General features: G+C 41.3%; 13 protein-coding genes and 1 pseudogene. 10 read left to right on the top strand and 4 right to left on the bottom strand.

The genetic code is table 11. The annotated features are described in order from the left end of the window. Positions 1-9 precede the first annotated feature (9 nt). From VYM24_RS23920 to VYM24_RS23890, 7 genes are all read left to right on the top strand, one after another. Positions 10-297 carry a chaperone modulator CbpM gene (locus VYM24_RS23920; protein ID WP_291550814.1) on the top strand — a complete coding sequence of 96 codons (288 nt, stop codon included), beginning with the start codon at positions 10-12 and terminating at the stop codon, positions 295-297. 792 nt (positions 298-1,089) lie between these two features. Beyond that, positions 1,090-2,001 (top strand): helix-turn-helix transcriptional regulator, encoded by a 912-nt coding sequence (locus tag VYM24_RS23915; protein ID WP_299094197.1) that lies wholly within the window; start codon positions 1,090-1,092, stop codon positions 1,999-2,001. A gap of 43 nt (positions 2,002-2,044) precedes the next feature. After that, entirely contained in the window at positions 2,045-2,428 is a 384-nt protein-coding gene (locus VYM24_RS23910; protein ID WP_025831575.1) for a hypothetical protein, read from the top strand. A 443-nt stretch (positions 2,429-2,871) separates the two neighbouring features. Beyond that, positions 2,872-3,639, top strand: a complete 768-nt coding sequence (locus VYM24_RS23905) for a hypothetical protein (RefSeq protein WP_291550648.1) — start codon at positions 2,872-2,874, stop codon at positions 3,637-3,639. A gap of 29 nt (positions 3,640-3,668) precedes the next feature. Beyond that, positions 3,669-3,851, top strand: coding sequence for a hypothetical protein (locus VYM24_RS23900; protein ID WP_291550647.1), 183 nt, complete (start codon positions 3,669-3,671; stop codon positions 3,849-3,851). 240 nt (positions 3,852-4,091) lie between these two features. Next, complete coding sequence (locus VYM24_RS23895) at positions 4,092-4,658, top strand: hypothetical protein (protein ID WP_025831588.1); 567 nt, start codon at positions 4,092-4,094, stop codon at positions 4,656-4,658. Between the two features lie 25 nt (positions 4,659-4,683). After that, positions 4,684-5,328 (top strand): hypothetical protein, encoded by a 645-nt coding sequence (locus VYM24_RS23890; RefSeq protein WP_330941067.1) that lies wholly within the window; start codon positions 4,684-4,686, stop codon positions 5,326-5,328. 124 nt (positions 5,329-5,452) lie between these two features. On the opposite strand, the gene VYM24_RS23885 is transcribed toward VYM24_RS23890, so the two are convergent. From VYM24_RS23885 to VYM24_RS23875, 3 genes are read right to left on the bottom strand one after another with little or no spacing between them, the layout of a single operon-like run. Beyond that, complete coding sequence (locus VYM24_RS23885; protein ID WP_291550642.1) at positions 5,453-7,159, bottom strand: acyl-CoA dehydrogenase family protein; 1,707 nt, start codon at positions 7,157-7,159, stop codon at positions 5,453-5,455. A gap of 3 nt (positions 7,160-7,162) precedes the next feature. Next, positions 7,163-8,182 (bottom strand): electron transfer flavoprotein subunit alpha/FixB family protein, encoded by a 1,020-nt coding sequence (locus VYM24_RS23880; protein ID WP_007214856.1) that lies wholly within the window; start codon positions 8,180-8,182, stop codon positions 7,163-7,165. A 5-nt stretch (positions 8,183-8,187) separates the two neighbouring features. Continuing rightward, positions 8,188-9,081, bottom strand: coding sequence for an electron transfer flavoprotein subunit beta/FixA family protein (locus VYM24_RS23875; RefSeq protein ID WP_291550640.1), 894 nt, complete (start codon positions 9,079-9,081; stop codon positions 8,188-8,190). Positions 9,082-9,480: 399 nt separating this feature from the next. On the opposite strand from VYM24_RS23875, the pseudogene VYM24_RS23870 reads away from it, so the two are divergent. Beyond that, positions 9,481-9,648 (top strand): annotated as a pseudogene (locus tag VYM24_RS23870) (LytTR family transcriptional regulator DNA-binding domain-containing protein); the annotation flags it as partial. A gap of 87 nt (positions 9,649-9,735) precedes the next feature. Here the strand turns inward: VYM24_RS23870 and VYM24_RS23865 are convergent. Next, a complete protein-coding gene (locus VYM24_RS23865) occupies positions 9,736-10,923 on the bottom strand; it encodes a C1 family peptidase (protein WP_330942289.1) in 1,188 nt (395 codons plus the stop codon). 94 nt (positions 10,924-11,017) lie between these two features. On the opposite strand from VYM24_RS23865, the gene VYM24_RS23860 reads away from it, so the two are divergent. Continuing rightward, positions 11,018-11,866, top strand: coding sequence for a patatin-like phospholipase family protein (locus tag VYM24_RS23860; protein ID WP_044263435.1), 849 nt, complete (start codon positions 11,018-11,020; stop codon positions 11,864-11,866). Between the two features lie 120 nt (positions 11,867-11,986). Beyond that, positions 11,987-13,111: an AAA family ATPase gene (locus tag VYM24_RS23855; protein ID WP_227087788.1), complete on the top strand. Its 1,125-nt coding sequence runs from the start codon at positions 11,987-11,989 to the stop codon at positions 13,109-13,111. The last annotated feature ends 44 nt before the right edge of the window (positions 13,112-13,155 follow it).

Here is a 13,155-nt window from a genome sequence, read left to right as displayed (position 1 = left end):
GGTATCACTATGCAGAATGAATTAATCATAGTCAGCGAATATTGTCGCAAATGCCACATTGAGCCGTCGTTTATCGACTTATTACAGGAAGGTGGCCTGATAGAAGTAATGACTGAAGGTGGGGAACGCTATCTGACGTTTACTCAATTACCGGACATAGAACGTTACAGCCGCATGTATTATGACTTATCCATCAATATTGAAGGGATTGATGCTATCCATCACCTGTTACAGCGTATGGAGGAGATGCAGCATGAACTTCATGAGCTGCGCAGTCAATTGAGACTGTTCAGATGATGTGACGGAAGAATTGAACTAGTCCCCATTTACATGAAAGCGGTATACTAATGTACCCGAACACAGAATCACAGGGGCACAGAGGATTCTCTCTGCTTATTCTTATTTGTTTCTCTGGTCTCCGTGATTCTGTATTTGTTTTTTAAGAAGTGAAGAACTCTCCAAAGATGAACTGTTAGCATAATTTCCGTTTTATAGTCATAATGATATAATATCTGTGCTTTTAACGACGTGAGATATTTTAGAATCTTTCATTTTAGGACATCCTGTGAATAAATAAAGAATAATAATGTATTATTCTTGTATGTTTTTACATCTTTTAAGCAGTTTATGCAGAAAAGGGTTACTACTTAAGAGCGGTATCATTACTACTTTTAGGTGATATCATTACTACTTATGGGCAAAAGGGTTACTACTTATGCTCAATACACTTATTTACATTCTAATTTACTCTTATTATAAAGTATTTTGAGCTATATTCAGCTCTGGAAGAAATATACATATTTCAGTATTGTTTTCATAATCTGTTTATTGCAGACTTTTGTTCACGTATTTGCATTTCTTGTACGTATGGGATGGAAAGAACGCATTCTCAGTCAATCAAAAATGCAAAGTGTCAAAAAGACAAAGTTGAACTGTAACTCATACCTCCTTGCTGTATTATAGCCCGCTTTTTTCTAAATGACCATACCTGAATTGATAAATCATCAAGATTTCCATAGAACGACAAGTTTTGTCGTCAAGCCTCGTTATCTTTGCTACTATAATTAATCATAACCAAGATGAAAAAGTATGGGTAGAAAACTGGAAGGCTTGCAACGAATGCTGGTTATTATTAACAGATTGAGAGGACCTCAGCAATACGTTCCGAGAGAAGAACTGGAAAATTATATTGCATGTCGTATGGAGGAACGTGATGGAAGCTCCGTAGACCTCCGCACTCTGCAACGGGATTTTAACGAGATAGAAGAGTTGTTCGGCATTCGTATCTGTTTTGACAAACAGCGGAAAGGCTATTTTATCAACGAAGAAGATAGTTTGAAACAAGAACAATACGATCGGCTTTTGCTGAACTTTGATTTATTGAATGCTATTGATCGAACTTCCAATCTGCACACTTACGTTTTGGCCGAACACCACCGTCCAATGGATTATGAATGTCTTCCATTATTGATAAAAGCTATTAGGTTTTCACATCCGGTGGCTTTCAACTATATCTATATACGTGAAGGAGGCAAGATTCGTGAAAAGAAAGTTCTTCCCCATTACTTGAAAGAAGATCAGCAGAGATGGTATCTCCTTGCCTACGACAACGGGACATTGAAAACATTCAGCGCGAACTGTATCCGCAATCTCCGGATTATTAATGAAGAGACCTTTAGGCGTAACATGGATATTGACGTGGAAGAGTTATTTAAAGACAGTTATGGCATTTGGAATCAAACAGACATTCCTGTTGAAGAAATCGAATTGAGTTATGATGCGCTTGACGGCAGTTTCTTGAGATCTGTCCCCCTGCACCATTCGCAGGAAATCCTCACGGATAATGAAGAAGAGTTTCGTATCCGCCTTCGCTTGCGTATTACAAATGACTTTGTAATGGCTTTATTGGCAAGAAGCCGTTCGCTGACGGTCATCAAGCCAATGCGCCTAAGGGAACGGGTGAAGAAGGTCTATGAGGAGGCGTTGAAAAGGAACGCTTAGTGGCAAATCAAATTGTAGAATTTTATATCTAAAGAAGAAGACTATGAGTAACGGTTGTAATAAGAGAAAGGCTAATTTACTGAAAGGTATAAGTGTGTTTTGTGTTTTTGCCGTCTTCGGCTACTACTCTTATCAAGATGCAATGAACAGAAGTATGTTGGAAAAAAGTCTTAATGAAAACGCTGCTCCTCCGCAACGTGGCTTTAGTTATAAGTCATCCCGACTAAAAAGTTCATCTGCATCGCAGAGAAATGTATCTTACAAGAAAGCTACAAAAGAAATTTATAATTCAACTTCCGATTATGCCAATGACTATGACACTTTCAATGAACATCTGGACGAATATCTTGACGACCCGGAAGATGAAATCACTTATCCACCGGAAATTTATGATGCGTTGGCGGATGATGAGGAAGAAGAACTATAAACCTAAACTTGGTGAATGTAAAGCTGACGTTTAGGCGGCTAAACCTCAGCTTTGGAATTTAGCCGCCTAAAAACAGATATTTATCAAAGGAGGTGCCACATAACAATATCCCCGTTTTGAGCTTGATAATCAATAAACTTTTTTGTAGCTTTGCACAGTCTTGGCTTAATAGGTTAGGACATACATAGTTTATTGATGAAAGTGTAGCTTTTATCCTTCGTGGAAAGTCTGGTAAACTTTAAAAGTACGAGGAATAGCAATCACGCTCATCACTTGTCTGTATATGCTTACTCAAGTAATATACATTACAAGTGTGGGGATATTGTCTATTTGTACTTGGGCTTTACCAGACGCCTCCAACGAGATAGATGATATGACTCCACACTTTCTTTTTGATCATTAATGCCATTTAGGAGCCATAGTGGTACAAATAAAAGATAATCATGGAAACAAAAACAACGAATAATCCGACGATTGAAAGGATTATATTATCTAAAAGTATCGGTGTCAAAAAGTATGAATTCCCATATGTACTGCTTGCTATCTTATCAGGATTATTTTTCATATGTTGGATTCTTGCTCTCTTAAACCTTTTAGGAATTTCTTTTGAGAGTAAGAATACTACAAATGTTTTTAATACTCAAAGTAATACTCAAATTCCTAAAAATACTTTCACGAACGCCTCCATAGAAGAAACAGAAAAGCAGGAAGAGAAAGAAGGGAGAGAGGTTGATTTTCAGAATGTTGGAACTTGGAAAGGTAAAACTTTTAGTGGTGACAATTGCTCCTATACTTTATTAAAACATATCACAGATGGAACGTTTAAACTAAGAGAGAATAGTACTAATACTATTTTTGAATGTACAAAACGTTCTATTAAGAACAGTACAGACTACTATTTTGTAGATCCCGATATAGCAGACGTTAATGTCAATCTTGCATGCTTCAATCTTAAGAAAGGAGCAATAATATACATCATCCACAATTTTGATTATGATTCGATTGAACAAAAAAGCATGGACGGAATATTAGTGCCTTTTTCTGATAATAATGTGAGAATATATCTTGATATGCAAATCAATGGAACGGCTTATTACTGTAATAATGGGAATCCTCCCATTAGTCGCATCAATGAAAATGGTGTTTTAGAGTATTATAATAGTGATGGCTCAAATGACCCAGTATATGAATGTTATGCCAAGCTTCATTAATAGTAATATTATAAAATAGGAGAATAAAAATGGATAATAAAGAAAAAATAAAAGAGTTTACAGAATACGAAAAAGCACGAATCGAATTTTTAAAAGGAAAAGCTGAGTTTTTGCAAGGTTGTGGAGGGTGTTTGGCAATACCTATCATACTTGTTATCTTGTTTTGTATATTGATTTTGATATCTATGATTCTTGCTCCGTTTATAGATTAACAAATAATTTAAATTTTATATCTATGGATCACAAATGTTATATAAATCAAATGGAAGATATACAAGTCCATATCTTAATATCGAATAAGATTGGTGTCAGAATTTGTTATTACAGAAAAATAATAAGAGTGTTGTTAGATGTATTATTAATACCACTAAGCATTCTTTTTTGCTATTTGCTCAGCATGTCTATTAAAAAATTTTACGCATACATATAAAATAGCTAAATATAAATTGAATATGAAACAGAGTAATATCAAAATGGAAAAAAAAGGGGAGATTGCTATGGTTGAATGCCCTTCCTGCAACAGAGTTATCGAAGCACCAGCAAAATCCGATATCATTTTTGAGTGTCCTCATTGTCACAAAGAATTAATTACCTTTGATAAACATAAAGAGCAGCTACAAAAGCAATACAATAATAATATGAAGCAGAAGATGCAAGAATCCATAAAGCAGAAGAAGCAACTATTGATATGGGGATGTATTATAACTTTTCTATGTCTGTTTGTTTACACTTCTATTATCGATAAACCGGATATGCATGCTATTTACATTATCACAAAGGATTATGATGCCGCAATTAATGTGGAAGTTGAAAAAGCCTTAGTGAAAGCAGCCGTGGATGGTGACCGAATGAAAACCTTGGAAATAATAGGGAACAAACAAACCATCCATTTTTATCAAGGAGATCAAGTAAAAATAACAAGAGATGTAGTACGAGGTTTTCCCGACCATTATAGGGTAGAAAGGCTTTCTGATGGAGCATCGGCTCTCATACCTGTAAAATATCTTGTAAAAAAATAATATATCAATTTGAAACATACATAATATGCCAATAACCATCAAACAATTAGTAGAAAAAGTCGGGTTACCATCCACTGCCATTGAAGTGGTAAAATGGAACACCCCGATTGAGTGCAAAAACGAAGGTATTTATATCGTATCTTTATCAGAAAATGCAGAGTTGAACAGGACGATAGAAGAGATCCCTATTTCAATGACTATTTTAGAAGATTGGATTCAGAAACTAGGTTACTTTACTATTGATAAAGAAGAAACTCAAGATGCTGAAGTTATAAAAGGAAGACTGGCTGAGTTTTGGATTCCCGATGAAAACATTTTATACATCGGAAAAGCACCATTGCGAAAATCAAGTGGAGGAGTTGGTAATAGAGTTCGGGAGTATTATAAAACTGCTATAGGAGAGTCAGGACCACATGCAGGGGGACATTGGATAAAGATGCTCGAAAACTTGAATGACTTACACGTTTTCTATGTTGAATGTCCGAATTCCGGATATGTTGAAACTAAGATGTTTTCAAAATTTGGAGAGCTGGTTTCCGACAGTGTCAGAGAGAGGTTATCTATAAAGGGACCAATACTTCCATTTGCTAATCTTGAGGATGGAAAAAGAAAGAAGAAGCATGGATTGGGGCATATGAAGATAAAAAAACGACCGCAGTTTTCTGAATAGGTATATGCTAAGTGAATGGATTGGTCATTAAAAGAAAAAGTGAACCCTAATAGTCTTATATCCGGACTTTTAAGGTTCACCCTTATTTTGATTGTCTTCAAAGTCTTATAACTTCAGATCTCAATTACTTGCGATAGCTTTCCAGCTCCTCAGCCTTGAACTTGCGGATGAAATTGAAGTGTTTTTCTACTTCAGCTTCAGCATAGTTCAGATAAACAACAGCTGATTTTGCGAACAACTCAGGTGCTTTGGTTGCATCCTGGATGAGAAGATGAGACATGACGCATACAGCTGCCATTTCGTAAAGACGGCGGGCTACGAAGTCCAAGAGTTCTTGGTTGGCGGCTTCTTTCGTTGCATTGGTGACAGCCTCGAACTTATTCGTCATCTCTTTCAGGCGATCCATCAGCGGTTGCATTTCTTCACTGCAAGGAATTGTTTCATAATCACGGAGAGTAGCGGCATACGAACCGTTCGTTACGTAACGGATAGCGGCTACGGTCTGTAATTGAGTAGTGCCTTCATAGATGCTGGTAATACGTGCATCACGATAAATACGTTGGCAGGCATATTCTAACATGAAACCGGAACCACCATGAATCTGGATACAGTCGTATGCATTCTGGTTTGCATATTCTGAGTTCATACCTTTAGCCAGTGGAGTGAAAGCATCAGCAAGCTTAGAATACTTCTTTTGTTCCTGACGCTCTTCCGGAGTCAGTTTACGTTCGCGGGAGATATCATCCAAAGCTTTGTAAATGTCCACATAGCGAGAAGTTTGGTACAACAGAGCACGACCTGCATCCAACTTAGCTTTCATGATAGCCAGCATGTCATATACAGCCGGGAATTCAATAATAGCTTTATTGAATTGTTTACGATCCTTCGCATAAGCTAAACCTTCGTTGTAGGCAGCTTGTGATAGACCTACAGACTGTGCGGCGATACCCAGGCGGGCGCCGTTCATCAATGCCATTACATACTTGATCAAACCGAGTTTACGGTCACCACAAAGTTCAGCCTTTGCATTTTTGTAAACAAGCTCACAAGTAGGAGAACCGTGAATACCTAACTTATTCTCGATACGACGTACATCCACACCACCTTCGCGTTTGTCATAGATGAACATAGAAAGTCCACGGCCATCTCTGGTTCCTTCTTCCGAACGGGCCAGCACGAGGTGTAAGTCTGCATCACCATTCGTGATGAAACGCTTTACACCGTTCAGGCGCCAGCAGTTTTCTTTCTCATCAAATGTAGCTTTCAGCATTACGCTCTGCAAATCGGAACCTGCATCGGGTTCTGTCAAGTCCATAGACATGGTTTCTCCGGCACAGATACGTGGAATGAAACGGCTGTGTTGATCTTCGTTACCGAACTCATACAGGGTTTCGATACAGTCCTGTAAAGACCAGATATTGCCGAAACCAGCATCGGCAGCAGCCACGATTTCAGCGCACATGGTGTACGGAGTGATGGGGAAGTTCAGTCCACCGAAGCGGCGGGGCATGGTCATACCGTTCAGTCCGGCTTTCACCATTGCATCCAGATTCTGTCTTGTTCCACTGGCATATTCCACACGACCGTTGGCACAGTGGGGACCTTCTTCGTCCACGCCTTCGGCATTCGGGTTGATAATCTCTCCGGTAATTTCTCCGGTGATTTCGAGCACCTTATCATAAGAGTCCATTGCATCCGTATAGTCTTGCGGAGCGTAGTCAAATTTGTCTTTATCTTGGTATCCGCGCTCTTTCAGCTCACAGATACGTTCCATCATCGGGTTGTTCAGTTGGAACTTCAATTCAGGAACTTCGGTATAAAAATTAGCCATAGCTTACTTACTGTTCTGTTTGTAGTACTTAATCATTTTCGGGATCACTTCTTCTACCGTACCGTTGATTACATAATCAGCGATGGTATTGATAGGAGCATTTTCATCATTATTGATAGAGATGATAATGCCACTTTCCTGCATACCGGCGATGTGTTGGATTTGTCCGGAGATACCGCAGGCGATATAGAGCTTCGGACGTACCGTAATGCCAGTCTGACCGATCTGACGGTCATGGTCGCAGAAGCCTGCATCAACAGCTGCGCGGCTGCCGCCTACTTCAGCGTGAAGTTCTTTAGCCAGTTCGAACAACATGTCGAAGCTTTCACGGCTACCCATACCATAACCACCGGCTACAACGATAGGAGCACCTTTCAGGTTGTGCTTTGCTTTCTCCACGTGGCGGTCGATAACTTTCACTACATAGTCTGTAGTAGGCACATATTTGGCAACGTCATGATTGATAACTTCACCCTGATACTTATCGTTAAGAATCTCTTTCTTCATTACGCCTTCGCGAACGGTTGCCATTTGCGGGCGATGTTCGGGGTTGACGATGGTTGCCACGATATTACCACCGAATGCGGGGCGGATCTGATATAACAGGTTTTCATATACCACCCCTGCTTTTTTATCTTCGTGTTCACCGATTTCCAGTGAAGTACAGTCGGCAGTGAGGCCGCTGGTCAGTGCAGAAGAAACGCGTGGACCGAGGTCACGACCGATAACAGTGGCGCCCATCAGACAGATCTGCGGTTTTTCTTCCTTGAACAGATTGATAAGTACGGAAGAGTGGGGCAGTGAAGTATAAGGGAACAAGCCCGGAGCGTCGAAGACGTGAAGACGGTCAACGCCGAAGGGCAATACTTGTTTTTCGATGCCTGCAAGGTTAGTACCGGCAACAACGGCTTCCAGTTGGCAGCCCAGTTGGTTAGCTAACTTGCGTCCTTTGGTAAGGAGTTCGAGACTTACTTCGGCAACTACGGTGCCTTCAAGCTCACAATATACAAATACGTTATTCATAACTTTTATCCGATGGTGTGGTTAGCTAACAGTTCAACAATAAGATCTTCTACATCCTGGTCGCTTCCGGTCAGTGTACGGCTTTCTTTGGCTTGGAAAGAGATGTTCTGAATGGCTTTTACTTTAGTCGGTGAGCCGCTGAGACCGCATTGTGCCAGGTCACCGTTCACGTCTGCCACACTCCATTCGGTGATGTTCAGATAAGGGTACTTCTCGTAGAGGTCGGCATAAGGCAGGGTAGCACCTTCTTTGGTAATAGCCGCTTTTTCCTGTGCACCGAGAGCACGTTTGTACTTCTGTACCAACTTAGCGTTACGTGGGCGGCAGGGAGCTGCACTTCCGTTCACAGTGATAACGATGGGCAGAGGGCCTTCTACAGTTTCCACACCACCGTCAATGTGACGTTTCACGACAACACGTCCGGTAGTTTTCTCCACATTCAGAATTTCTTCGGCATAAGTGATCTGTGTCAGACCGAGCTTTTCCGCAACTTGCGGACCCACTTGAGCCGTGTCACCGTCGATAGCCTGGCGTCCGCCGATGATGATGTCATACTCGCCTATCTTCCTGATGGCAGTAGCAAGAGCGTACGAAGTGGCAAGGGTATCTGCACCTGCAAAAGCACGGTCGGTCAACAGATAGCCGTTGTCGGCACCGCGGAACAGTCCTTCACGAATAACTTCGGCTGCGCGTCCCGGTCCCATTGTCAGGATGGTTACGGTAGAGCCCGGATGTGCATCTTTCAGTCGGAGGGCTTGCTCAAGAGCGTTCAAGTCTTCGGGGTTGAAGATGGCGGGGAGTGCCGCACGGTTAATGGTTCCGTCGGCTTTCATGGCATCTTTCCCAACATTACGTGTGTCGGGAACTTGTTTAGCCAATACTACGATTTTCAAACTCATGTTATTAATTATTAGTATTAGTATTTCTCAAAGTGTCAGTGCCGGGAATAGGAGTAGGAGGTACATAGTGTCCAGCTACTGAAATTATCCGGTTAACTAATTATCAGCGTGCAAAATTAGTCAAACTGTTCGTTCTGACAAGAAATGCGGGCAAAAAATGCACATACAGAACGGTTTTGAGCAAAATAGGGTGGAAGAACTACATTATTTTTGATTGTGTTTATCGTTAAAAATCACTTGTTGGTTGAATCTATTTTCTTTGTTTCACTCCTGCGGTTACATTTGTCACAAAAACGAAACAGGTATGCAACAGAAGAAACATTGAAGGATATAGCGGAAATGCTGGATAGATTCGGTCCTGTCACGCTGGAAGAGTGGTTGGCATTGGTAATGAGAACTTTGCCTTCCTCTCAGTTTATGCGGGTACATCGTTCTTATATTGTCAATTTGAAAAAGATAACGGAAGTTTCTCGCCTGCGCATCGTCTTTGGAGAGACCTATATTCCGGTAGGAGAGAATTATAAGGATCAGTTTACGGAATATATTAATAGTAGGATGATGAAATGAAAGAGAAGTATTAAATATGAAGTATTAAGTATTAAGTGTGTTGCTTTACAGCGCAGCTTCAATACTTAATACTCCATACTTCATACTTTATTTAACTCCCAGCTTCTTCAACAATGCTTTGGGCACTGCATCCTTGTGTACCAGGATATTGATAGTTTTGTAAGCAACGAAAGGTTTAGAAGCATACCAAGTACCTTTGTATTTGTTGTTGGTACCCCAGGAGTTCTTTACCATGTAGTATTCCTTACCGTTCTGGTCTTTGGCTATACCGTAGATAAGCATACCGTGGTCATCGGTAGTTTCCCAATTGTCGAATGCTGTTTGGCGCATTTCCTGAGTTACGGTGATTTCCGGTAATGGACGGGAAGTCAGTTCTTTGCGTTTGTCGGCAGCTGTAAGACCTGTCCAGCGTGCCATGTCAGAACCGGTGAGTTCGGCACCACGATCCGCGTCGGGCATAACGGCGATACCGTCACGAGTGAAACCGCTTTCGCTGACGTCGCTACCCCAAGCTACAGTGTAACCGTTGTTAACGGCATTGTCGATAACAGACATGAATTCCATCAAAGGCAGGTTATAAGAAAGGCCGTTGCGCCAATTGTCCTGGATTTCGATGTTCATCTGAGTGTAGAATGGATGGTGGGTAAATGAAGTCAGAGATATGTAATCGTCCGGATTGATTCCGAGGAATTCGGCAAATGTCTTCGGAGTATATTCTTTTCCTTTGTAAGTGAAGCTTTCGGGGCACTTGCCGAGGTAAGTATCATAGATAGAGCACAGGCCTTTCTTCCATACCGGAGTCAGTTTGGTCAGTTTGCCTTTGGCAATAGCGTTTACGTAAGCACCGGCCACGGCATCCAACTCGTTGTGTACCGGCAATGTGTCACCGTACATGATGCCCGGCATAGCTTCCTGCGGAACAAGACCGTAGTTTCTCAGGCAGAACATGATGTCGTAGAAGCTTCCACCGGGTGAGAAAGAACTGTCACCGTGATAGCGTACGTAGTTCACGCCGCGGTCCATCATGGTGTGGTGTACCACAAACATTTCAGATAAATCATATTCGCCTTTGCCCATACGCAGCAATTCGCTTTCAAGGAAACCAAGAGCCGAAAAACTCCAGCATGTGCTGGAACGGTTTTGGTTTTTAACGGAAGTAATCGGGTTTTCTTTAACGGTTGTGAAGATGAAGCCTTCTTCCGCTTTCGGAGTGTCCTGTGCTGACACATTGAAACTCAATAAGCCTAAAGTGGCAATAAGTATTGACTTTTTCATCATAATTAAATTGATATTAAATGATTGTTACTGCCACAAAGATAGGGAGATTTCGGAAACAAAAGCTATCTTTGGAGCGTTTTATCAGATAATTATGGAGAAAAAGATACATATCAACCCCCAGACAGGATTGGTTCTTGAAGGCGGCGGCATGCGTGGTGTCTTCACTTGTGGCGTGCTGGACAGCTTTATGGACCGTGGCATCCGCTTCCCCTATACTATCGGAGTCAGTGCCGGAGCATGCAATGGACTTTCTTATATGTCCGGTCAGCGCGGACGTGCCAAGTACAGTAACATTGACTTACTGGAGAAATATCAGTATATCGGGTTGAAATATTTGTTGAAGAAACGTAATATTATGGACTTCGATCTGCTGTTCCAGGAATTTCCCGAGCATATTCTTCCTTATGATTATGAAGCATATTTCTCTTGCCCGGAGCGCTATGAAATGGTGACTACAAATTGTGTGACGGGCGAGGCTAACTATTTTGAGGAGAAACGGGACAAGCATCGTGTGATTGACATTGTGCGTGCTTCAAGCAGCCTGCCTTTTGTCTGCCCTATTGCTTATGTGGATAATGAGCCGATGCTTGACGGAGGTATTGTCGACAGTATTCCTCTGATGCGTGCCAGGAGTGAGGGATTTACTCATAATGTGGTAGTGCTTACCCGTAATCAAGGATATCGTAAAGAAGCGAAGGATATGCATATACCTTCTTTCCTGTACCGTAAATACCCAAAGATGCGTGAGGCTTTAAGCCGCCGTTGCCGTGTATACAACGAGCAGTTGGAGATGGTGGAACGTATGGAAGCGGCAGGAGAGATTACTGTAATCCGTCCGCAGAAACCTGTAACGGTCGACCGTATCGAACGGGATATCAGGAAATTGACTGATTTGTATGAAGAAGGTTATGCATGTGCGGCGAAGTATGACTTTCAGTGATTAATCAAAATATTGTAAACGCATTGCCAAATGATGATTGCTATAAAGTGGCAATCATTATTTGGCAATGCGCTTCTTTATTCTTATCTTTGTCGGACTACAAACTTTAGGAGGTCTGATATGAACAATCCATTTGTAACTAACGGTTATGTTTCTCCAAAGTATTTCTGCGACCGGGAAACAGAGACTAAAGATATTACAACGTTGCTGCTTAACGGAAATAACATAGCACTTATTTCTCCCCGTCGTTATGGAAAGACGGATTTGATTCGTCATTGTTTTTCCCAACCTGAGGTAGAGGAACACTATTATACTTTTATAGTAGATATTTATGCTACCCGTTCGTTGCGTGATTTCGTGAACAAGTTCGGAAAGGTTATTCTGGATGCTTTGAAACCGCGGGGGCGTAAAGTCTGGGAGATTTTTGTGAATGCTATTGCTTCTTTACAGGCAGGTATCACTTATGATATAGGTGGAGTTCCTTCCTGGAACATAGGACTTGGCGACATAACCAATCCTGCCGCTTCTCTTGATGAGATATTCCATTATTTGCAGCATGCTGACCGTCCATGCTTGATAGCTATTGATGAATTTCAGCAGATAGGGAAGTATCCGGAAGATACTATTGAGGCTACATTACGTACCTATGTGCAATATTGTAGTAATGCCCGCTTCGTCTTTTCCGGCTCACAGCGTCATCTGATGGGGACTATTTTCACCTCTCCCTCACGGCCATTTTACCAGAGTGTCACTATCATGAATTTGCCTCCTATCCCTCTTGAAAAGTATACAGAGTTTGCTATCTGTCATTTTCGAGAATATAAAAAGGTACTTTTGCCCGAGGTGGTGAATGTGCTTTACGACCGTTTTCATGGCGGGACTTTCTACTTGCAGAAAATAATGAATATCCTTTTTCTGAAAACTCCTGAGGGAGCTATATGTGGTATGGAAATGATAGAAGACGCTATCAACTACATTGTTAATTTCACAGCAGATACTTATGCCGAATTATTATACCAACTGCCCGAAAAACAGAAACAGGTGCTGATTGCCATCAATCGGGAAGGACAGGCGCGTAATGTAGTTTCCGGTGCCTTTTCTAAACGTCATGGATTGGTATCTCCCAGTTCTGTGCGCTCAGCGTTGGCGGGATTGCTTGATAAGGATTTCATCACAAAAGAACGTGACTCTTATCAGGTGTACGACCTTTTCTTTAGTATCTGGCTGTCTAAGGAGGAGCATTAATTCATTGATATAAGGAAATCATGCGGAATGTAGCGTTTTTCCGG

This window comes from Bacteroides sp. MSB163, from assembly GCF_036416795.1.
GTDB classification, from domain to species: domain Bacteria; phylum Bacteroidota; class Bacteroidia; order Bacteroidales; family Bacteroidaceae; genus Bacteroides; species Bacteroides maternus.
This window is presented reverse-complemented; position numbering and strand designations above follow the sequence as displayed.